This is a genomic window from Nonomuraea insulae (genome assembly GCF_042656245.1).
The window spans coordinates 196021-216702 of record NZ_JBHSPA010000045.1 but is presented as its reverse complement, the minus strand read 5'-3'; the positions used below and the strand labels follow the sequence as shown (position 1 = coordinate 216702).

The window sequence follows — 20682 nt, the reverse complement described above, 5'->3', positions numbered from 1 at the left end:
ACCCCGGAAGCGGTCTGTCAGGAAGAGCCAACCTTCTCGCTGACTGTTGGCAAATTTACCCGTACGGAGGGTTCACCGGCCGTTCTACGGTCAGGTCCAAGGTCGGTTGGGAGGTCCGGTGACTGTCAGTACTCATGCCCGGCGTACCCGCGTCCACGTCTCGGGTGCCGCCAGCACGGCGGTGCGCCCCGTCCTGGAGTCCCAGCGACGCCCCGCCCGGGTGCTGGCCGCGTTCCCCGAAGGGGTGTATCTGGAGGTCAGGACCGAGCTGGAGCCTTCGGTGATCGCCGTCATCACGGGTGAGGCCACGCGGCTGCCCAACTCCGTGCTGCTGGCCACCTCGCTGCCCAACGTCACGGTGGGTGACGAGGCCTCGGTGGGCGACCGGGTGATCGACCTGGGCCCGCTGAGCCTGAGCGTGCGCAGATGGTGGGACCCGTCCCCGCCGCTGGGTCCGCTGGATCCGGACCGGCTGGCGCCGGCGGCGGCCCTCCTGGGTGAGCCGCCGGGTGCGGGGCTGGCCGGCAACGGGGCCGTGGAGCTGCTTTCTGACAGTTGCGCGAAGGGCTGGCTGCTGGGGGTGGTGACGGCGGCCGAGCAGCTCGTGGGGCTGGGTCCTGGGCTGACGCCGAGCGGTGACGACGTGCTCGCGGGCCTGCTGGTCACGCTGCGGCACCTGGGCACGGCGGCGGAGAAGACGGGACAGGCCGGGGCTGGGCGGGCGGTGTGGCTGGCCGACTGGCTGGCGGCGACCGTCACGTTCGACGCGGGCACGCGTACGACGCCGCTCTCGGCCACGCTCCTGCACTGCGCCGCCAGAGGCGCGGCCAGCCCCGAGGTGATCGCCGTGCTGCGCGGCGTCGTCGGCCGGCAGGCGCTCGAACCCGCCCTGCGCCGCCTGCTCCGCCTCGGCCACACCTCGGGCGCCGACCTCGCCCAGGGCATCGCCATCGGTGTACGGGCCGTCCTCGCCTTGAGCGAGGCCCGGTGAGTGGGCCGGTGAGTGGGCCCGTGAGTGGGCCGGTGATCAGGCAGGCGGTGCTCGTACGGAAGGGGGCCTATCACGACTCGGTCACCCTCATGCGGGTCAGCCGCGCGCTCTCGGACCTGCCAGGCGTGGAGGCGGCCATGGTGGCCATGGCCACCGAGCTCAACGTCTCGATCCTGCGGGAGCTGAGCTTCGAGGTCCCGGAGGCGGGCCCGGCCGACCTCGTGATCGCCATACGCGCCCATGACGTGAACGCGGCCGTGGAGGAGTCCGACCGGCAGCTCGCGGCCTCCTACCGGCCCCAGACGGCTCCCGACGACCAGCCCCCGCTGACCACCCGGTCGGCGGCCGGCCGCGCCCCCGCCGACCTCGTCCTGGTCTCCACCCCCGGCGAGTACGCCTTCTTCGAGGCCCTGGACGCCATCGAGGCGGGGCTGCCCGTCATGATCTTCAGCGACGGCGTCACCGTGGAGCGGGAGCGCCTGCTGAAGGAGCGCGCCGAGGCCAAGGGCGTGCTGGTCATGGGCCCCGACTGCGGCACCGCGGTGATCGGCGGCACCGGCCTGGGCTTCGCGAACGTCCTCGCCCCCGGCCCCGTCGGCGTGGTGGCCGCCTCGGGCACCGGCGCGCAACAGGTGACGTGCCTGCTCGACTGGGCGGACACCGGCGTGAGCCACGTGCTCGGCGTGGGCGGCAGGGACCTGTCCGCCGAGGTGGGCGGCCTCTCGACGCGCCACGCCCTGCGCCTGCTCGACGAGGACCCGGCCACCGAGCTGATCGTCCTCATCTCCAAGCCGCCCTCCCCCGAGGTGGCCGGCGCCATCCGGCCGCTGCGCACCCCCGTGATCCGGGCCCTGCTCGGACCGGGCGCACCCGACCTCACCGAGGCCACGGAGAACGCGCTGCGCGCCCTCGGCAGGCCCGTCCCCGAGTGGCCCTCCTGGCCGGCCTGGCACGGCTCGCGCCCGGCCGCGAAGCGGATCAGGGGTCTGTACGCGGGCGGCACCCTGAGCACGGAGGCCGCCCTCGTGGCGGGGCAAGGGGACTTCGTGGACTACGGCGACGACGCCTACACCAGGGGCAGGGCGCACCCCATGATCGACCCGACGCTCCGCGTGGAGGCCCTGGCCCGGGCGAGCGAGACGGACGTGGTCCTCATGGACGTCGTCCTGGGCCACGGAGCCGACCCCGACCCGGCCGCCTCCCTGGCCCATCCGATGGCGCGCTCCCCGGCCACCGTCGTGGTCGCCCTGATCGGCACCGAGGGCGACCCGCAGGACCTGCACCGCCAGGCCGCCGCCTTCCGCGAGGCGGGCGCGGCGGTGTTCACCTCCAACGCCCAGGCCGCCCGCCACGCCAGGAGCCTGCTGTGACCCTGCTCAACGCCCCGCCACGAGTGATCACCGTCGGCGCGGGCCTGCTCGACGAGGCGCTGCGCGCCCAGGCCGTGCGGACGACCCCGGTCTCCTGGCGCCCGCCCCTGCCCGGCACCGCGCAGGCCCTGGCCAGGGTGCTGGCCGACCCGCGCAGGCAGCGGGCGAACGAGCTGGCCGTAGGCAGGCTGACCTCGGCCCGCCCGCACCTCGTGGGCGTGCGGCGGGCGTCCGAGATCCTCGGCGCGGGCACGTTCCTGCACGCGGGCCCGCCCATCACGTGGGAGCGCGCGTCCGGCCCGATGCGCGGCGCGCTGATCGGCGCGATGTTGCTGGAGGGCCTGGCCTCCGGCGAGCGCGAGGCGCAGGACCGGCTGGCGGCGGGCGCGGTCGCGTGGCGGCCCTGTCACGAGCACGCCGCGGTGGGCCCGATGGCCGGCGTGGTGAGCCCGTCCATGTGGTTGTTCGAGGTGCACGACGACGAGCACGGCGGCACCGCGTACTGCTCGCTGAACGAGGGCCTGGGCAAGGTCCTGCGGTACGGCGCGTACGGCCCCGAGGTCCTGGACCGGCTGCGCTGGATGGACCGGGTGCTCGGCCCGGCCCTGGCGGCGGCGCTGGAGCGCACGGGCCCGATCGACCTGCGCTCGCTGATCGCCCAGGCCCTGCAGATGGGCGACGAGCTGCACAACCGCAACCGCGCCGCCACCTCGTTGCTGCTGCGCGAGCTGGCCCCCGCCGTGGTCGAGGCGGCCCCGGGGGACGCGGCGGAGGTGCTGCGCTTCATCAACGGCAACGACCACTTCTTCCTCAACGCGGGCATGGCGGCCGCCAAGGTGAGCACGGACGCGGCCCGCGACGTGCCCGGTTCGTCGCTGGTCGTCGCCATGGCCAGGAACGGCACCGACTTCGGCGTCCAGGTGTCGGGGCTGGGCGGGCGCTGGTTCACCGGTCCCGCGGGGGTGCCCGACGGGCTCTACCTGGGCACGTACGGCCCCGGGGACGCCAACCCGGACATCGGCGACTCGACGATCACGGAGACGACGGGGCTGGGCGGGTTCGCGATGGCGGCGTCCCCGGCGATCGTGCGGTTCGTGGGCGGCGAGGTGGCCGACGCGGTGCGGGCCACCCGCTCCATGTACGAGATCACGCTGGCCGAGCACCCCGTCTACCAGATCCCGGGTCTCGGTTTCCGCGGCACGCCGGTCGGCATCGACGTCACGCTCGTGGCGAGGACGGGCCTGCTGCCGGTGGTCAACACGGGGATCGCGGGCCGCGTCGCGGGAACGGGTCAGGTCGGCGCGGGCCTGGTCAGGCCGCCGGTCGAGGCGTTCACCAGCGCGCTCGCGGCGCTGGCCGATCCGGAGTAAGTGATCAATTTGATGACCGACATATCCGCACGTCAGGACCAATGTAAGACAACATCACCTTTCCTTGTGGATTCCCCGCAGATATCGTAACCATCCTCATAATCTGCAAGTAGCGTGAACAACGCACGTGACGGATGAGGCGAAATGGGGGCGGGAACATGGCAGCCGACCGCTTGCTCAGCGGACCCGGCCCAGACGGGAGTGCCGCGGGGGGCGCTCCACAGAGCCAGGGTCGTCTGATCGGCAGGCGCTACCGACTGATGTCGCCCGTCGGCAGGGGCGGCATGGGTGTGGTGTGGCACGCCCACGACGTGCTGCTCGACCGGGGCGTGGCGGTCAAGGAACTGATACTCCCGCACGGGCTGGACCACGCGGGCACGCAGGTGGCCCACCGGCGCGTGCTGCGTGAGGCCAGGTCCGCGGCGCGGCTGACGCATCCCGGCATCGTGACCGTGCACGACGTGGTCGAGGAGGACGGCCGGCCCTGGATCGTGATGGAGCTGGTCCGGGCGTGGTCGCTGGAGCAGGCCGTACGCCAGAGCGGGCCCCTGCCGGTGATCCAAGCCGCCGAGATCGGCATCCGGGTGCTCGACGCGCTCATGCACGCCCACGCCGCCGGCGTCCTGCACCGCGACGTCAAGCCGGGCAACGTGCTGCTGACCCAGGACCGGGTGGTGCTGACCGACTTCGGCATCGCGGCCATCGAGGGCGACGTCACGATCACGCAGACCGGCTTACTCATGGGCTCGCCCGCGTACATCCCGCCGGAGCGCCTGTCCGGGCAGCCGATCACGCAGGCGGCCGACCTGTGGTCGTTCGGCGCCACCCTGTACGCCGCCGTCGAGGGCCACCCGCCCTACGAGGGGCCCGACGCGGTCGCGGTGCTCGGGGCCGTGCTCACCCAGGACCCGATCAGGTCGCAGCGGGCCGGCTCGCTGATGCCGGTGATCGAGGGCCTGCTGCGCAAGAACCCGGCGGAACGGCTGACCGCGGGCCAGGTCATCGAGATGCTGGAGACGGTGCTGCGCGCGCACGGCGCGCCCAGGCCGCGCAGGCCCGAGACGCTGCCCAGCCCGGCCGACCCCACCCCTGTCGGCCTGCTGCCGCCGCTGGACACCCCGTCGGGGCCGATGCCCTCACGGATCGTGGAGACGCCCTCAGGTCCCGTACGGGTGCCGTACGACCCGATGAGCAGCCCGTCGGGCGGCTATTCGATGCCCTACGACGGGATGACGAGCCCGTCGGGCAGCCACCGCACCGACCAGTTGCCACCGCTGCCGCGCGCCCCGGGCCCGCCCGGCGGCCCCCAGGCCGGCACGTCGGACCCGTACGACGCGCTGAGAAGCGCCTCGGGCCCGTACGACTCCCTGGCCGGCACGTCAGGCCCGAACGACTCCCTGGCGAGCACCTCAGGCCCGTACGACTCGCTCGCCTCACCCTCCCATCCGAGCATCTACGACTCGCTCGCATCCCCGTCGCAGCCGAGCATGTACGACTCCCTGGCCTCCCCGTCCGGCCCGGGGACGCCCTTCAGCCCGCCCCCCGGCCCCAGGCCCCGCCGCGACCTCGACGACCTGGACCTCCCGTCAGGCCCGCACCCGCAGCCGATCCTGCCGCTGACCACCGACAGCCGCACGTCCTCCGCCGCCACCCCGTGGCCGCTGGCCTCGCCCGACGACCTGCGCGAGCAGTCCCGCGACCTGTCGCACGACATCGGCCGCAGCCGCCTGGCCGCCCTGCCGGGCGCCGGCCCCCGCACGGGCACGAGCCGCCGCAGGGTGGAGGAGGACGACGGCCCATGGACGCGCGACGGACGCCCCACCCCGCTCACGATCATCAGCGCCCTGCTGGGGATCGCCGTCGTGGTCGGCGCCGTGCTGATCATCCTGACCAGCGGATCACCCGAGGTGGCGCCCGCCGCCACGACGGACGTGAGCGCGCCCGCCACGCCGGAGAAGGCGTCAGGGCCGTCCACCGCGCCCGAGGGCTACGAGGAGCACACCGCCACCGGCTTCGCCGCCGCCACGCCCGCGGGCTGGAAGCTCACCCAGTCGGACGGCGTGTCCACCTTCAGCGGCCCGAAGGACTCCGGCATGCGGATCCTGGTCGAGCGGGCCACCGCGCAGGGCGACGGCGGGCTGTCCGAGCTGAGCCGCCAGGAGTCCGAGGGCGGGCTGGAGAGCTACATCCAGGTGCAGTTGCAGCGGGCGGAGTACCGGGGCTGGCAGGCCGCCGACTGGGAGTACACCTACACCACGCCCAACGGCGTCCCGATGCACGCGCTGACCAGGTACGTCACGCTCGACGACAAGGCCGCGCTCAAGATCACGTTCGACCTGCCCGAGCTCAAGTGGGACGACCAGGCGGAGACGCGCACGGTGTTCCTGGACACGTTCCGGCGGGCCGCCTGACGTATTGCACTGATCGTTCCAAAACATGGTAGCGTGCCCGTCATGGCGCGACCGAGGAAGTTCGAGGAGGACCGGGCGGTCGAGGCGGCCATGCGCGCGTTCTGGACGGCGGGCTACGAGGCCACCTCGACACAGGACCTGTGCGCGGCCACCGGGCTCGGCCGCAGCAGCATCTACAACACCTTCGCGAGCAAGCACGACCTGTTCGAGAAGGCGCTGCGGCGCTACATGGAAGAGCGCACCGCGGGGCTCGCCGAGCTGATGGCGGGCGACCCGCCGATCAGGGAGAAGATCAGGACCGTCCTGTGGCAGACGGTCGACCCCGACCCCGGCGACCCGGCCGGCTGCCTGGTGGTCAACGCGCTGGTCGAGCTGGCCCCGCACGACCGGGAGATCGCCGAGGCGCTGCGGCGCGACACCGACAGGCGGCTCCAGCTCCTCAGGGCCGCGATCGAGACCGCCCGCGCCCGCGGCGAGCTCGGCGCGGACAAGGACCCGCTGGCGCTGGCGCACTTCGTCGTGGCCACGGTCAGCGGGCTGCGCGTGGCCGCGCGCGGCGGAGCCGCCCGCTCCGCCCTCGAATCGATCGCGAATGTCGCGCTGGGCGCCTTCTGACTTTTTCGCGCCCGCGTTTTGAACTGATCAATCTAAAATTGGTGAAGGAGAACGCCATGCCGTTGGCGGTCTACATACTGGGACTTGCGATCTTCGCTCAGGGCACCTCCGAGCTCATGCTGGCCGGGCTGCTCCCCGAGATGGCGGCCGATCTGGGGGTGTCCGTGCCGGACGCGGGCCTGCTGATCTCGGCGTTCGCCATGGGGATGCTGGTGGGCGCGCCGGTGCTGGCCGTCGTCACGTTGCGCCGGCCCCGCCGTACGGTGCTGCTGTCGTTCATGGCGATCTTCGCCCTGACGCATGTCGCCGGCGCGCTGACGTCGAGCTACGCCGTGCTGTTCGCCACCCGCGTGGCCGGCGCCTTCGTGTACGCGGGCTTCTGGGCCGTGGCGGCGAGCACCGCGATCGGCCTGGTGCCCGCCAACGCCCGGGCCAAGGCGATGAGCCTGCTGGCCGGCGGGCTGACGGTGGCCACCGTCATCGGTCTGTCCACCGGCACGCTGATCGGCCAGCACCTCGGCTGGCGGGCGGCGTTCTGGGCGGTCGCCGCGCTGTCGGTGCTGGCCGGGATCGGCGTGCTGGCCACCATCCCCGGCGGCCGCCCGGAGACCGGCGGCACGCCGAGCGTGTCCGCCGAACTGCGCGCGATGGCCAGGCCTGGCCTCTGGCTCGCCTACGGCACCACCGCCCTGACCACGGGCGCGCTGCTGGCCTCCTTCAGCTACCTGAGCGCCCTGCTCGTCGACACCACGGGCCTGGACTCGGCCTGGGTGCCCGCGGTCCTCGCCCTGTACGGCGTGGGCTCGCTGATCGGCATCACCATCGGCGGCAGGGTGGCCGACGCGCGCCCGTTCCCCCTGCTGTTCGCCGGCGTCATCGGCCTCATCCTGACCTCGGTGGCGCTGGCCGTGTCCGCCTCCGTCGCCGTCCTCGCCATCCCGCTGATCTTCCTGCTCGGCGCGTTCGGCTTCGGCACCAACCCCGCGCTGAGCGCCCGTCCCTTCGCCCTGGCCAAGGACGCCCCCACACTCGCGGCCGCGGGCAACGTCTCCGCCTTCAACGTCGGCATCACGGTCGGGCCCTGGTTCGGCGGCCTGGCCATCGGCGCGGGCCTCGGCTACGCCTCCGTCGCCTGGATCGGCGCCGCGATCGGCGTGGCGGCCCTGGCCGCGGTGGCGATCGCCGCGACCGTGCACCGCGGCCCGGCCCTTCATGAGGCGACCCAAAAGGGTGAGATACGGTCTGCCGTATGAAGCTGGCGAGCATCACCTTCTACCCCGTCAAGTCGACAGCGGGACATGAGGTCGCCGAAGCAGAAGTGCAGCCGTGGGGCCTGGCGGGAGACCGGCGCTACCTCATCACGGACGAGCACGACAAGGTCCTCACCGCCCGCACGGAGCCGCGCCTGCTGGCCTGCGTCGCCCGGCTCGACGGAGACGCGCTCACGCTGACAGGGCCGCACGCCGGCCCGCTGACGGTCGTCCCCACCGCCATGTTGTCCGTGGTGAACGTGGGCCGCACCCCGGTGAAGCTCACCGACTGCGGAGACGCCGCGGCCGAGTGGCTGAGCGGGCTGGCGGGGCACCCGGTCAGGCTCAAGTGGCTGGACGACCCGACCCGCCGCCCGGTCAACCCCGCGTACGGCCGGCCGGAGGACCGCGTGAGCCTGGCCGACGCCTACCCGCTGCTGCTCACCACGACCGCCTCGCTCGCCCGCCTCAACGACTGGATCGCCGAGGGCGCGCTCGAACGCGGGGAGGAGCCGCCCGCGCCGCTGCCGATGCGCAGGTTCCGGCCGAACGTCGAGATCGGCGGGGTGGCGGAGCCGTTCGCCGAGGACCACTGGAAGCGCGTGCGCATCGGCGAGGTGGACTTCCGCGTCACCAAAGGTTGCGATCGCTGCGTGCTGACCACGGTCGACCCGGACACCTACACGAAGGGCAAGGAGCCGCTCAGGACGCTCGCCAAGCACCGCAGATGGGAGGGAAAGGTGTGGTTCGGCATCAACCTGATCCCGGACGCGCCCGGACGCATCGCTCAGGGGGATCCGGTCATCGCACTTTGATCGGAAACAAGCTGCTTCCTGACTGAAAAGGCTCACCGTCACCTTTGGGGGGATGTTAGGGGCTATGCGAGACTTCACGGGTGACGAGTGCCCCCACAAAGCCCGCTGTCTCGCCCTCTGACCGGATTACGAACATCCAGCGCCGCACCTTGGCGGTTCTGTCGGCGACACAGATCGTGGGCGGCGTGGGCGTGGCCGTCGGGCTCGCGCTCAGCTCGGTCGTCGTGGACGATCTGTCCGGCTCGACGGTGATCAGCGGCTTCGCGGGCACGGCCACCGTTTTAGGCGCGGCGCTGCTGGCCCTGCCCACGGCCAAGGCGTCGAGCAGGGGCGGGCGCCGCGCGGGGCTGTCCCTCGCGTACGTGGCGGCGCTGGCCGGCTGCGCGCTCTCGGTGGTGGCGATCAGCCTGCGTACGTGGCCGCTGCTGCTGGCCGGCCTCGTTCTGGTGGGCGGCGGCAGCGCCGGCAGCCTGGCGGCCCGTTACGCGGCCACCGACCTGTCACCGCGGGACCGCTCGGCCCGGCACCTGTCCCTGGTCGTCTGGGCCTCCACGTTCGGCTCGGTGGCCGGCCCGAACCTGGCCAGGCCCGCCGACCAGATCGGCATGCGGCTCGGCATGGCGGAGAAGGCGGGGCCGTTCGCGTTCGCGGCGCTGGCGTTCGCCCTGGCGCTGGTCATCATCCTCTGCCTCCTGCGCCCCGACCCGCTCAAGCTGGCCGTCGGCCGCGACGAGAGCCCGGGCCGCACCCGGACGATCCGCACCGCCTGGCACACCCTGCGCACGAACCCGATGGCCCGCCGCGCCCTGGTCATGATCGCCGTCAGCCACACGGCGATGGTCTCCGTCATGTCCATGACTCCGGTCAAACTCCACCACGACGGCTCGAACCTGGACGTCATCGGCCTGGTGATCAGCCTGCACATCGCCGGCATGTACGTGATGTCGCCCGTGGTGGGCTGGCTGGCCGACAAGGCGGGCAAGGTGCCGGTGCTGGTGCTCGGCATGGCCCTGCTCCTGGGCGCCGCCGCCCTCGCCGGGACCGCCGGGCACCGGGTGTGGCAGGTGACGGCGGCGCTGGTGCTGCTCGGCCTGGGCTGGTCCTGCGGCCTGGTGGCCGGCTCCGCCCTGGTCACGGAGTCGGTCCCGATCGAGCGCCGCCCCGCCGTGCAGGGGCTCTCCGACCTGCTGATGAACGTCTGCGGCGCCACCGGCACGATCGTCGCGGGCGCCATCGTCGGCCTGCTCGGCTACGGCATGCTCGGCCTGGTCGTGGGCATCATGGTCGCCCTCGCCGGCCTCTGGCTGGCGGCCCTGTGGCGCGGTGCTCACTTGGCGTCGGAGTAGGCGGCGGTGCTCACTTGGCGTCGGAGTAGGCGGAGACCGCCACCGCCTCCATCGGGAACCGCACCGGCGTCAGCCCGAACAACAACCGGCTCGCCTCGGCCGCCGCCTCCGACACCGCCGCGATCACCTCCTCGGCCTGCTCCAGCGGGCAGTGCACCATCACCTCGTCGTGCTGGAAGAACACCAGCCGCGCCGAATCGGGCAGCCGCCCGCGCAACACGGCCAGCAGCGCCAGCGCCCACTCCGCCGCCGTCCCCTGCACCACGAAGTTCCTGGTGAACCGGCCCCTGTCCCTGGCCGCCCGCGTGCCCTCCGGCCCGGAGACCAGCTCCTTCCACCGCGCCGACGGGGGCGGGCTGGTGCGGCCCAGCCAGGAGCGCACGAGCCGCCCCTCCTCCCCCGCCTTGGCCGCGTCCTCGACGAACTGGTAGGCCTTCGGGAAGCGCTGCCGCATGACGGCCAGCAGCTTCGAGGCGTCGCCGCTGGTGCCGCCGTACATGGCGGACAACATCGCGATCTTGGCGTTGTCGCGCTCCCCCCCGAACGACTGCGCCAGCGCGGAGTACAGGTCGATCTCCCCCGCGGCCCTGGCCAGCCCGCCGTCGCCGGCCATCGCCGCCAGCACCCGCGGCTCCAGCTGCGCCGCGTCCGCCACGACCAGCACCCACCCGTCGTCGGCCACCACCACCCGCCGCATCACCTTGGGAATCTGCAGCGCGCCGCCCCCGTTGGTGGCCCACCGCCCCGACACGACCCCGCCCACCACGTATTCCGGCCTGAACCGCCCTCCGCGCACCCACTGGTCGGCCCACACCCACCCGTGGAAGCTGAACAGCCGCGCCAGCTCCTTGTAGGCCAGCAGGGGCGCCACCGCCGGGTGGTCGAGCTGCTTCAGCTCCCACGACCTGGTCGTCTTCAGCGCCACCCCCGCCCCCTTGAACGCCTTGACGAGCTGCTGCACCGAGTCGGGGTTGACCTGGTGCCCGAACGCCGCCGCCACCTCGTCGGCCAGCGCCTGCAGCTTGGCGGGGCGCATGCCGTGGACGGGACGCGGCCCGAGCATCTCGGTCAGCAGCGCGTCGTGCACATCCCTGCGCCACGGCATGCCCTCATGCGCCATCTCGGCCGCGACGAGCGCCCCCGCCGACTCGGCCGCGACGAGCAACCGGAACCTGCCGGGCTCGGGCAGCCCGGCGATCCGCCGGAGCTGGTCGGCCAGCACCTCGGCGACCGCCTCCGCGCCGAGCGGCTCGGGCGCGAACAACGTGCCTGGCGCGTTCGGCTGCTCCTCCTGCGCCGGCAGGCCGTGCAGCCTGGCGTGCGCGGCCCTGGCCGAGCGGGGCTCGCCGTAGCGGCCCTCATGGGCCAGCAGCAGCCCCTCGGTAAGAGCGAGGTCGTGGCAGCGCGCGACCCGCACACCGCGCTCCAGCAGCGGCGGGTACGCCTCCCGCGTGTCGGCCCACACCCATCGCGGCCGCTCGGCCTCCTCGACCTCACTCACGACCGCGGCCAGATCGGCGGCACGGCGCGCGGCGCCCCCGACCGGCAGCACCGTCTCCCCCGCGACCACGACGTTCACGAGGTCAAGGGTGCCAGGCGCCTCCGACAAAACGTTCGTCAGGCAGTCAGCGGGATGCGCACCTCGTCCTCCAGCGGCGGGTCCAGCTCCTGCCCCAGGCATCCGGTGGCGGCGAAGCAGCGCAGGGTCAGCTCCTCGGGCGTCACCGTGGCGTGCAGGAACTGCTTGAAGAACGGCGGCGTGTCCCAGTCGGACAGTTCGGACAGGAAGCGGTGGAACACCTTGTCCACCGGCAGCCGCAGCGGCCACGGCCAGGCTCCGAGGAAGCGCGCCGCCCACCGCATCCGCCACGTGATCTCCACCGGCCCGGTGGGCGTCCTGACCGGCTCGTTCCTGATGCGCTCCGACATGAGGCACGACGCCTCGGACGGCGTCAGGTTGAGCCACTTCATCCGCAGCCGCTTGGCGTAGAGCTGGCTGTAGAACGACAACGAGTCGCCGCGCAGCGGGTAGCACTTGAAGTCGTCCTCGTGCACCTTCGACACGTCCACCCGGTCGATGATGTGCGTGGCGTGCATGAACGCCCCGCCACCGCCCGACACGACGTACTGGATCACCCGGCCGTCGTCGAGCCTGACCGGGTAACGCTGGTAGTTGTGCACGTCTCCGCCGATGGCCGCGACGTACCGGTGCGCCGGGTCGCGCACGATGTCGTCGATCGTCCCGCCGCCCTCCAGCGGCGACGGCTTGTACACGTTGCCGGTGTAGATGGGCTTGCCGGTCACGAGGATCTTCGGCCGGGGATCCAGCGAGACGCGGCGCAACCACGCGACCTGGCCCTTGTCGATCACGTTCCTGATGCCGGTGTCCACGCCGACGATGAGCAGGCTCTCGCTCTCGATCACCCAGTACGGCCCCGGCTGCGTCGCCTGCTGCGACGCCTTGCCGCGCATCGCCCGCGCCTCGGTCAGCCGCGCCTCGTCGATCCGCTCCGGCTTGCGCCACAGCAGCCCGCGCAGCCCCCGGTCCGGCTTCGGCCGCAGCGGCGGCGCGTCGCTGAAGACCCGCATGAACCCGCCCAGGCCGTCGTACCAGTCGTGGTTGCCGGGGATGGCGTAGATCGGGGCGTCATAGTCCTTGTACGGACGGAAGAACTTGTCCCCGTACTCGTTTCCCGATCCCGTCGGATAGATCACATCGCTGGCTATGACGGCGAAGGACGTCTCCTCCCCCATTTTCAACATGCCCGGAACAACGGCGTACTGAGACGCGTCTCCCTCACCTGTGTCACCCAGTAACAGGAAACTGAAATTTCCGTCCACCGGCGGCTTGATACGAAATTCCGGGTCTATCCCGCGCGCTTCCTGGGCCGCCACCCACCGCGCCCGGACCTGCCCCGAGGGATCGCCGAACAAGCCCGCGAGGATCTCGTTCCTGGAGAGCCAGAGTGTCCGCAAATTCAGCCAGGAAAAGCCATGGTCATCGGGTCTGAGCTGCGCGAACGTACCCGTCTGCGCGCAGGCCCAGCCCGCGCCCTCCTCCGACACCCGGGAGGAGAGCTGCTTTCCACGCTCGGCCGCGACTTCCACCATGACCACATCTTTACGGTGATCTACCTTTCGCGCATCCTGAACGCTCCGTACGGCTGGGAACACAGAAGGTGCGCCATGGTGTACCCTCCTTCCCCCAAGCAAGCGGTTGGGACCGCCGAGGGGAGGCCCCCGTGACGCGTAACGGCCCGGACGACGCGACCAGGAAAGGCTCTTCTGACGTGGAGGCCATCGAGGGGTTGCTCGCCTTCGCCCAGACCCGGCCGCGCTGGAGCGGCAGCGCGGCGCTCAAGAGCGCGAGCGAGGCGATCGCCAAGAGCCGGGCACTGGCGCTGGCCGAGAAGTCACCCGGCGAGCGCACCGCGCTGCTGGCCCGCTGCCTGCGCACGACCGCGAAACTGCTCATGAAGCGGGGCCGGGCCACGGAGGCGCTGCCCCTGGCGCAGGAGGCGGTGGCGCTCACCCGCTCGCTCGGCGGGGGCGCGCTGGTGACCTCGCTGGTCTGCCTCGCCTCCGCCCAGGAGGCCCTGCACCGCTACAGCGACGCCGCCGCCACCATCGCCGAGGCCGACCAGGTCCCCCCGCCCGACCCCGGCTGACCACCGGAGCGCTTCAGCGCCCGCGTGCGGGCTCCGAGATCAGGCGGGCTCCGAGATCAGGCGGGCCCCGGGATCAGCACGCCGGGGTTGAGTATCCCGGCCGGATCCAGCTCGGCCTTGACCGCCCGCAGCACGCCCGCGCCGACCGGCCCGATCTCGGCTTCGTAGGCGGCCCGGTGGTCGCGGCCCACGCCGTGGTGGTGCGTGATCGTGCCGCCCGCCTCGACGATGGCCGCGTTCACCGCCGCCTTGGCCCGCTCCCACTGCGCCACGGGGTCGGCGTCCTGCGGGGTCACGACGGTGAAGTACAGCGAGGCGCCGGTCTCGTACACGTGGGAGATGTGGCACATGACCAGCGGCGATCCGAGCGCGCCGAGCAGGGCGAGCCGCACCGCGTCGTACAGCCTGGGGATGTTCGACCAGAACCCCGCCGTCTCCAGCGTCTCGACGGTCGCTCCCGCCGCGAGCAGCGAGTCACGCAGGTACGGCGCCGAGAACCGGCCGTGCTCCCAAGCCCGTCCCGGCTCCGGCCCGAGCGGCTCCCCGCCCGCCCGAGCCAGCACGGCGGAGGCGCCGGCGTGCCGGCCGCCCACCATGGCCCCCTCATAGCCCGCGATCAGCAGACACCCGCCCGAGCCGGCCGAGCCGATCGTCTCCGGCTTGGCCAGGCCGATCAGCGTCTCGGTCTCGTCCGACAGCCGGAGCACCGTCGGCAGCGGCCCCTCCTGGGCGAGCGCCCGCATGGCGGCTGAACCCTCCTCGAAGGACGCGAATCGCCACCCTTCGTACCGCCGCTCGACGGGAGCCCGCCGCACCCGCAACCGCAGCGCCGTGATGACCCCGAAGGCCCCCTCGGAGCCGAGGACGAGCTGCCGCAGATCGGGCCCCGCCGCCGATTTGGGGGCGCGGCCGAGCTCCAGCGTGCCAGAAGGGGTCGCCACGGTCAGGCCCACGACCATGTCGTCGAAGCGCCCGTAGCCGGCCGACGCCTGGCCGCTGGAGCGGGCCGCCGCGAAGCCGCCGAGCGTGGCGTACTCGAAGGACTGCGGGAAGTGCCCCAGCGTGAGCCCATGCCCGGCGAGCAGCCGCTCGGCGTCGGGAGCGCGTACACCCGCCTCGAACGTGGCCACCATCGACTCCACGTCCACCGACCGCAGCCGGTCGAGCCCGCGCAGGTCCAGCGCGACCACCCCGGCGAACCCTTCGCGTACGGCGGCGAGCCCGCCCACCACCGAGGTGCCCCCGCCGAAGGGCACGACCGCGATCCGCTCCCGCGAGCACAGCCGCAGCACCCCGGCCACCTCCTCGTGCGAGCCGGGCACCACCACGGCGTCCGGCGCGTCCGAGCCGTCCCCTGCCCGCATGCGCAGCAGGTCGGGGGTGGACTTGCCGCGCGTGTGCCGCACGCGGTCCTCGTGCCCGGTCAGCACCTGCCCGGCGACCTCCTCCAGCGCGCCGAGCAGCCGCTCAGGAAGGGCGACCGGCGGCAGCCGCACGGACTCCAGGGAGGCGGCGGGGGTCTCGGGCGCGCGTACGCCGAGGAGGTCGCGCAGCAGCCCCAGCATCCCCGGGGGCAGCTCGCGGGCCTTGGCGGGATCGCCCCACCCCGACCACAGCATGGGTTCTCCAGTCACGCTTACACTGTGACACATGACGTCGATTCGTCACAATGAGGGCATACTGGACGCGGCCCGTGACTGCGTGCTGGCCTACGGGGTGCGCAGGACGACGCTCACGGACGTGGCGCGCCGGGCGGGGGTGTCGCGGATGACGCTGTACCGCCACTGGCCCGACGTGCGCACGCTGGTGGCCGATCTGATGACCAGGGAATGGGTACGAGTGGTCGCGGAGCTGGATTTGTCGGACCCGGTGCGCGCGATCGTGGCCGGCGTGCGGGGGCTGCGTGAGCATCCGTTGTGGCGCAAGATCGTGCAGGCGGATCCCGAGCTGCTGGTGCCGTACCTGATGGATCGGCGCGGCGCCACCCACGAGGCCGTGCTGGAGGTGCTGGAGCCGGTCGTCGGCGATCCGCGCAAGGCCAGAGCGGTGCTGCTGGTCGCCCAGTCGTTCCTGCTGTCCGCCCCGACCATGATCGACCCTGTGACGCTGGACGAGCTCGACGCCGAACTCGTCACCCTGCTGGAGGCCTACCTTGGATAGCTCGCTGAACGCCGCCAGACGATCCCGCGAGTTGCGCCGGGTCGCGGAGGAACGGGTGGACGTGCTGGTGGTGGGGCTGGGCGCGACGGGCGCGGGCGCCGCGCTCGATGCCGCCTCACGGGGGCTGAGCGTAGCGGCGATCGACGCGCATGATCTGGCTTTCGGCACGTCAAGGTGGAGCTCCAAGATGGTGCACGGTGGGCTGCGCTACCTGGCCAAGGGGCAGGTGGACGTCGCGTACGAGAGCGCGGTGGAGCGCGGCATCCTGCTCCGCAGAACCGCTCCGCACCTGGCCAGGGCGCACCCGTACGTGCTGCCGCTGACTCCGGCCGTGTCCCGGCGGCAGGCGGCGCTGGTGATGACCGGCTACCGGCTCGGCGACGGGCTGCGGGCCGCCGCGCGCACGCCCCGCCGCCTGCTGCCCGGCCCCGGCCGCCTCAACGCCGCCCGCGCCCACACGCTGGCCCCCGTCCTGCGCGAGGAGGGGCTGCGCGGCGCGCTGCTCTCGTGGGACGGACGGCTGCTCGACGACGCCCGCCTGGTCGTGGCGATCGCCAGGACCGCCGCCGCGCAGGGGGCCCGCGTCCTGACCCGCTGCCGCGCGCTCAAGCTCACGGAGCAGGGCGCGGACGTCCGCGACGAGCTCACCGGCGAGGAGTTCGCCATCCGCGCCAGGGTGGTGATCAACGCCGCCGGGGTGTGGGCGGGCACGCTGGACCCGCAGGTGAAGCTGCGCCCGTCGCGCGGCAGCCACCTCGTCCTGGCTCCGGGGACGCTCCCCGGCCTGATCGCGGGCCTGCACCTGCCCATCCCCGGCGAGAGCAACCGCTTCGCGCTCGCGCTCCCCCAGCCCGACGGCCGTATCCACGTGGGCCTGACGGACGAACCGGTGGACGGCCCGGTGCCCGATGTCCCCGAAGTGCCCGAGGAGGACGTCAGAACGCTCCTGGAGGTGCTGAACGGGGTTCTTGAGGTCTCGGTGACCAGAGAGGCGGTAGCGGGCGCCTACGCGGGCCTCAGGCCCCTTCTGGCGGCAGACGGCCGGACGGCCGACCTGTCGCGACGGCACGCGGTGTTCGCGGAGGGCGGCGTCGTGACTGTTGTGGGGGGCAAGCTGACGACATATCGCCGCATGGCCGAGGACGCGGTGGATCGAGCGGTCTCGTACGGGAACCTCCGAGCAGGCCGATGCCGCACCCGCAAGATCGCGCTCGTGGGCGCGGGCCCGCAGCCCTCCGGCGTGCCCGCCCGCCTGGCCGAGCGCTACGCCGCCGAGGCCGGGGCCGCGCACGAGCTCGTCAAGGCGCACTCCGAGGAGGTGGGGCTCGGCCTCACCAAGGGCGACCTGCTCTGGTCCGTCCTGCACGAGGGCGCGCTCGACGAGGGCGACCTGCTGGACAGGAGGACCAGGATCGGCCTGGTCGAACAGGACAGGGATCGGGCCCTGCCTGCGGCACAGGACGTTTTGGAGCGAATCTCCCGCGCCTAAACCCGCGATCCGTTAGGTTAGTCTTACCTAAGTCGGATCGGGGAAGGGAGCAGGTGCGTTGGCGAGGGGCTGCGAGCATCCGGTCGGGTGCCACACCGGGGAGGTGCCCACACTGGCCAGTGCCACGGTGGGGGCCAGGCTGTGGTTGCTCATCGAATACACCGGAACCTGGCCGTCCCGCCTGGAAAACTTCGAACTTCCTGAAGAAATCTCCGAACTCGTCCGCCGGGCCCTCGAACGCGGTATCCGCCCCCAGCTGATCCGCCGGCCGGGAAAGCGGACCCGCCCGCAGGAGCAGGGGATCCGTGTGCTAGTCGCGTACGCCGTGGGGGAACACCCCTGGCTCGCGCAGGGCGTCATCGCAGGTCCCGACGATCTTGACCTGGACGCGCTCACGGCCGGAGTGGTCCCGGAGTCCTGCATACTTGAGGACGAGCCGGTATTTCTGGTCTGCACACACGCCAAGCGCAATGTGTGCTGCGCCCGCATTGGATTGCCCCTCGCTCGGTCACTGGCAGAAAACTTGCCGGACAGAGTATGGGAAACGTCACACGTTGGCGGCGATCGGTACGCCGCCAACCTCGTGTGCTTGCCACACGGAATTTTCTACGGCAGCATGTCTCAGGCTGCTGCACTGGCAGCGGCTAACGCGTACCGGTCGGGCGAGGTCATCCTTGACCGTTACCGGGGACGCGCAGGCATCCCTGAGCCATTGCAGGCTGTCGAGCACTTCGCCCGAGCACATACGGGAGAGTGTTCGGTCGGCGCGGTGGCCGTGGAATCCTCCAGGACGGACGGCGACGTCACCGAAGCCATTGTGTGCTGCGGAGACGTCCGGCTCCAGGTTGTGGTTGAGCCATCGGCGTTCACAGCGCCGTGTGGTACGGCTTGCGCCGAGACGATCACCACCTACCGGCTGGTTTCGCTGGACAGGCTCACGCCTGTGCGGTACGCCACGCCTGCCCTCGCCTGACCAGGGGAACATCACGGCCCGACGTTGCGTTGGAACAGTGACGCCATAAGCGTCCAATGCGGCTCAATTACCGAAATACCTCTCACGAAGGTGGTTTTCTCATGTCTCAGGTACGTCGGCAGCTCGCCCGCCCGCGCCCCAGCTGGGGTTGGCAGGATGATGCCGCGTGCCGGGGTGAGGACCTCGTGCTCTTCTTCGGCCCCGATGGGGAGCGGCAGCCCGAGCGTGACGTACGTGAGCGGAAGGCCAAGGCGATCTGCGCCCAGTGCCCTGTCCGCAACGAGTGCCTTGACTACGCGCTGTCCCGGCCCGAGAAGTACGGCACGTGGGGCGGTCTCAACGAAGACGAGCGCGCCAGCGAGCGTCGCCGTCGCATGCGCCGCGCGGCCAGCGCCGGCATCACCGCAGCCTGACACACCCGGCAGCGTCACCAGCATCGCGTGATCACGCAGTTGTCCCGATGAACCGGAGCCTGGCCATCCATGCCCAGGCTCTGGCGAACCCGGTCGGGGCAACTGCCTGATCAAGCACCTCACTCCAGGCACCGGCCACCCCGCCCAGGGGTGGCCAGCGTCATTTCCCACGGCTTCCGGACGTTCCACCAACTCACGGGAGTGTCACGACTCACGGGGCTCCCATGACTCCCGGGGCTCCCAGGACTCCCGCACCGGCGAGCAGGGGCACCACGTGATCGCGCACCGCGGGCGCCAGCCGCGGCCCGAAGCCGTCACGCCCGTCCGTCCACGCCATCGCGGCCAGCTCCGCCGCGGCCACCACCCGCATCACACTCATACCGCCAGCATCCCACCCCTGGCGGACCACCCAACGCACAACCATCGGGCAGCGCCGGCGGCGTCATCGCCCGTCGTCGTGCGTGCGGAATGCCGTCATTCGCCCGCTCCAGGTTGCCCGCCAGGAGACGCATCACCACCCTCGGCGCCGGCCGGCCCCCGCGTCCACCGGTGGCGGACGTTCACATGAGGTTACTCAGGGGCTGCGCGAAGGGATTCCACTCGATGACCACGAGATCGCCCCACTTCGCGGCGATCCTGCGGCGCAGCCCCTGATCGAGCGTGTTGCTCAGCACGTTGACCCGATTCAGCTCCGCCCTGATCCCCATCGCCATGACATGCTCCTCGTTGATGGGCCGGTCCGCCCGGTTCTCCACCACCGCCTTCAGCTCGGCCTGGCTGTGGGCCACCTGCCGCCGCACCTGGGGCACGTCCGCCGCCATCCGCGCCCCGGCCAGCTCGCGCCCGAGCTCGGTGACGTAGGGGACGACCAGCGTGCGGGTGTCGTAGAGGAGGTAGGGCGGGGCGAGGTCGCGGGGGTGCGCCGCCGCCCGGTCCTCGGCGGCGATCAACGCCCGGTTGTACGGCTCCAGCCCCTCCGGGGAGGACACGTCGAGATCGTCCACGGGCTGCCAGTAGACCTCCGCCGCGTCGCGCGTCGCGGGTTGCAGGATCAGCCGCCATCCGGCCGGATCGTACTCGAAGCCCGCGAACACCCCGTACAGGACGAGCAGCGCGAAGATCATCCTTAATCGCATGAAGCGAGGAGTGTAGCGGCCCGCCGATAGGGTTCCTGGCATGTCAACCTCACCCGTGACCGCGGATGACCTGGAAGAGGCCGTGCGGCTGGCCGTCGAGACCCTGGGGCGGGCGCCGCGGGACGCCTGGGACGGCAAGGCGGGAACGCTCGAATGGACCTGCTGGGAGACGGCCGAGCATCTGGCCGACGACCTGTTCGCCTACGCGGTCCAGCTCGGCCTCACCACGCCCCCGCTGGACGTCTACGTCCCCTTCATCCTGGAGAGCCGCCGCCCCGGCGGGCCAGGGAACACCATTCACACGAATCGCGAAGCGGACGTCACGGGGCTGATGCAGGTGCTCCAGACGTGCGGCGCGCTGCTGGCCGCGATGGTGCGCACGGCCCCGGAGGACGCCCGGGCCCACCACGTCTTCGGCCCGGCGGACCCGGAGGCCAGCGCGGGAATGGGCCTGGTCGAGACGCTCGTCCACACCCACGACATGGCGCAGGGGCTGGGTCTGGACTGGACGCCGCCCGCCGGCATGTGCGCGCGGCTGCTGGCCCGGCTCTTCCCCGACGCGCCGCGCACCACGGAGCCTTGGGCCACGCTCCTGTGGGCCACGGGCCGCGCCGAGCTTCCCGGGCGTGAGCGCCTGACGAAGTGGCGCTGGCACAACGAGCGGCCGTGACCGAA

Annotated in this window: 19 protein-coding genes; 14 read left to right on the top strand and 5 right to left on the bottom strand. The window is 72.2% G+C overall.

Features of this window, described 5'->3' with window-relative positions:
- Nucleotides 1–118: 118 nt before the first annotated feature.
- From ACFPZ3_RS35385 to ACFPZ3_RS35350, 8 genes are all read left to right on the top strand, one after another.
- Nucleotides 119–991, top strand: coding sequence for an oxamate carbamoyltransferase subunit AllH family protein (locus ACFPZ3_RS35385; RefSeq protein ID WP_379518666.1), 873 nt, complete (start codon nucleotides 119–121; stop codon nucleotides 989–991).
- A 20-nt stretch (nucleotides 992–1011) separates the two neighbouring features.
- Nucleotides 1012–2361 carry an FdrA family protein gene (locus tag ACFPZ3_RS35380; RefSeq protein ID WP_379518665.1) on the top strand — a complete coding sequence of 450 codons (1350 nt, stop codon included), beginning with the start codon at nucleotides 1012–1014 and terminating at the stop codon, nucleotides 2359–2361.
- Nucleotides 2358–3731, top strand: coding sequence for a YlbE family protein (locus tag ACFPZ3_RS35375; protein WP_379518664.1), 1374 nt, complete (start codon nucleotides 2358–2360; stop codon nucleotides 3729–3731). The genes ACFPZ3_RS35380 and ACFPZ3_RS35375 overlap by 4 nt, the downstream gene beginning before the upstream one ends.
- A gap of 260 nt (nucleotides 3732–3991) precedes the next feature.
- Nucleotides 3992–6142, top strand: a complete 2151-nt coding sequence (locus ACFPZ3_RS35370; RefSeq protein ID WP_379518663.1) for a serine/threonine-protein kinase — start codon at nucleotides 3992–3994, stop codon at nucleotides 6140–6142.
- A 42-nt stretch (nucleotides 6143–6184) separates the two neighbouring features.
- Nucleotides 6185–6757 (top strand): TetR/AcrR family transcriptional regulator, encoded by a 573-nt coding sequence (locus ACFPZ3_RS35365; protein ID WP_379518662.1) that lies wholly within the window; start codon nucleotides 6185–6187, stop codon nucleotides 6755–6757.
- A 56-nt stretch (nucleotides 6758–6813) separates the two neighbouring features.
- Nucleotides 6814–8010 (top strand): Cmx/CmrA family chloramphenicol efflux MFS transporter, encoded by a 1197-nt coding sequence (locus ACFPZ3_RS35360; RefSeq protein ID WP_379518661.1) that lies wholly within the window; start codon nucleotides 6814–6816, stop codon nucleotides 8008–8010.
- Nucleotides 8007–8822: an MOSC domain-containing protein gene (locus ACFPZ3_RS35355; RefSeq protein WP_379518660.1), complete on the top strand. Its 816-nt coding sequence runs from the start codon at nucleotides 8007–8009 to the stop codon at nucleotides 8820–8822. The genes ACFPZ3_RS35360 and ACFPZ3_RS35355 overlap by 4 nt, the downstream gene beginning before the upstream one ends.
- A gap of 149 nt (nucleotides 8823–8971) precedes the next feature.
- Nucleotides 8972–10168 (top strand): MFS transporter, encoded by a 1197-nt coding sequence (locus ACFPZ3_RS35350; RefSeq protein WP_379518659.1) that lies wholly within the window; start codon nucleotides 8972–8974, stop codon nucleotides 10166–10168.
- Nucleotides 10169–10178: 10 nt separating this feature from the next.
- Here the strand turns inward: ACFPZ3_RS35350 and ACFPZ3_RS35345 are convergent, their stop codons facing one another.
- Nucleotides 10179–11747, bottom strand: coding sequence for a bifunctional 3'-5' exonuclease/DNA polymerase (locus tag ACFPZ3_RS35345; protein ID WP_379518658.1), 1569 nt, complete (start codon nucleotides 11745–11747; stop codon nucleotides 10179–10181).
- A gap of 38 nt (nucleotides 11748–11785) precedes the next feature.
- On the bottom strand, nucleotides 11786–13279 hold the full coding sequence (locus ACFPZ3_RS35340; RefSeq protein WP_379518657.1) for a metallophosphoesterase family protein: 1494 nt from the start codon (nucleotides 13277–13279) through the stop codon (nucleotides 11786–11788).
- 131 nt (nucleotides 13280–13410) lie between these two features.
- Here ACFPZ3_RS35340 and ACFPZ3_RS35335 point away from each other — a divergent pair, with 131 nt between their 5' ends.
- A complete protein-coding gene (locus tag ACFPZ3_RS35335; RefSeq protein ID WP_379518656.1) occupies nucleotides 13411–13836 on the top strand; it encodes a tetratricopeptide repeat protein in 426 nt (141 codons plus the stop codon).
- Nucleotides 13837–13892: 56 nt separating this feature from the next.
- Here the strand turns inward: ACFPZ3_RS35335 and ACFPZ3_RS35330 are convergent, their stop codons facing one another.
- Complete coding sequence (locus ACFPZ3_RS35330; RefSeq protein ID WP_379519022.1) at nucleotides 13893–15455, bottom strand: FAD-binding oxidoreductase; 1563 nt, start codon at nucleotides 15453–15455, stop codon at nucleotides 13893–13895.
- Nucleotides 15456–15486: 31 nt separating this feature from the next.
- On the opposite strand from ACFPZ3_RS35330, the gene ACFPZ3_RS35325 reads away from it, so the two are divergent.
- The 4 genes from ACFPZ3_RS35325 to ACFPZ3_RS35310 all read left to right on the top strand — a co-directional run bounded on the left by ACFPZ3_RS35325 (nucleotide 15487) and on the right by ACFPZ3_RS35310 (nucleotide 18871).
- Entirely contained in the window at nucleotides 15487–15996 is a 510-nt protein-coding gene (locus ACFPZ3_RS35325; RefSeq protein ID WP_379518655.1) for a TetR/AcrR family transcriptional regulator, read from the top strand.
- Nucleotides 15989–17485: a glycerol-3-phosphate dehydrogenase/oxidase gene (locus ACFPZ3_RS35320; protein ID WP_379518654.1), complete on the top strand. Its 1497-nt coding sequence runs from the start codon at nucleotides 15989–15991 to the stop codon at nucleotides 17483–17485. Before ACFPZ3_RS35325 ends, ACFPZ3_RS35320 begins: the two co-directional genes overlap by 8 nt.
- A gap of 103 nt (nucleotides 17486–17588) precedes the next feature.
- On the top strand, nucleotides 17589–18458 hold the full coding sequence (locus ACFPZ3_RS35315; protein WP_379518653.1) for a sucrase ferredoxin: 870 nt from the start codon (nucleotides 17589–17591) through the stop codon (nucleotides 18456–18458).
- A 101-nt stretch (nucleotides 18459–18559) separates the two neighbouring features.
- Nucleotides 18560–18871 (top strand): WhiB family transcriptional regulator, encoded by a 312-nt coding sequence (locus ACFPZ3_RS35310; RefSeq protein WP_379518652.1) that lies wholly within the window; start codon nucleotides 18560–18562, stop codon nucleotides 18869–18871.
- A 211-nt stretch (nucleotides 18872–19082) separates the two neighbouring features.
- Here ACFPZ3_RS35310 and ACFPZ3_RS35305 read toward each other — a convergent pair whose 3' ends face one another.
- Nucleotides 19083–19250 (bottom strand): hypothetical protein, encoded by a 168-nt coding sequence (locus ACFPZ3_RS35305; protein ID WP_379518651.1) that lies wholly within the window; start codon nucleotides 19248–19250, stop codon nucleotides 19083–19085.
- Between the two features lie 181 nt (nucleotides 19251–19431).
- Nucleotides 19432–20007: a hypothetical protein gene (locus tag ACFPZ3_RS35300; RefSeq protein WP_379518650.1), complete on the bottom strand. Its 576-nt coding sequence runs from the start codon at nucleotides 20005–20007 to the stop codon at nucleotides 19432–19434.
- Between the two features lie 40 nt (nucleotides 20008–20047).
- Here ACFPZ3_RS35300 and ACFPZ3_RS35295 point away from each other — a divergent pair, with 40 nt between their 5' ends.
- A complete protein-coding gene (locus tag ACFPZ3_RS35295; protein WP_379518649.1) occupies nucleotides 20048–20677 on the top strand; it encodes a hypothetical protein in 630 nt (209 codons plus the stop codon).
- Nucleotides 20678–20682 lie beyond the last annotated feature (5 nt).

What these genes read in the sequence shown, in the direction of transcription:
- ACFPZ3_RS35325 (WP_379518655.1), top strand. Translation starts at nt 15,487, where the DNA reads ATGACGTCGATTCGTCACAATGAGGGCATACTGGACGCGGCCCGTGAC.
- ACFPZ3_RS35295 (WP_379518649.1), top strand. Translation starts at nt 20,048, where the DNA reads ATGTCAACCTCACCCGTGACCGCGGATGACCTGGAAGAGGCCGTGCGG.
- ACFPZ3_RS35340 (WP_379518657.1), bottom strand. Translation starts at nt 13,279, where the DNA reads ATGGTGGAAGTCGCGGCCGAGCGTGGAAAGCAGCTCTCCTCCCGGGTG.
- ACFPZ3_RS35300 (WP_379518650.1), bottom strand. Translation starts at nt 20,007, where the DNA reads ATGCGATTAAGGATGATCTTCGCGCTGCTCGTCCTGTACGGGGTGTTC.
- ACFPZ3_RS35365 (WP_379518662.1), top strand. Translation starts at nt 6,185, where the DNA reads ATGGCGCGACCGAGGAAGTTCGAGGAGGACCGGGCGGTCGAGGCGGCC.
- ACFPZ3_RS35330 (WP_379519022.1), bottom strand. Translation starts at nt 15,455, where the DNA reads ATGCTGTGGTCGGGGTGGGGCGATCCCGCCAAGGCCCGCGAGCTGCCC.
- ACFPZ3_RS35355 (WP_379518660.1), top strand. Translation starts at nt 8,007, where the DNA reads ATGAAGCTGGCGAGCATCACCTTCTACCCCGTCAAGTCGACAGCGGGA.
- ACFPZ3_RS35370 (WP_379518663.1), top strand. Translation starts at nt 3,992, where the DNA reads ATGTCGCCCGTCGGCAGGGGCGGCATGGGTGTGGTGTGGCACGCCCAC.
- ACFPZ3_RS35360 (WP_379518661.1), top strand. Translation starts at nt 6,814, where the DNA reads ATGCCGTTGGCGGTCTACATACTGGGACTTGCGATCTTCGCTCAGGGC.
- ACFPZ3_RS35310 (WP_379518652.1), top strand. Translation starts at nt 18,560, where the DNA reads ATGTCTCAGGTACGTCGGCAGCTCGCCCGCCCGCGCCCCAGCTGGGGT.
- ACFPZ3_RS35305 (WP_379518651.1), bottom strand. Translation starts at nt 19,250, where the DNA reads ATGAGTGTGATGCGGGTGGTGGCCGCGGCGGAGCTGGCCGCGATGGCG.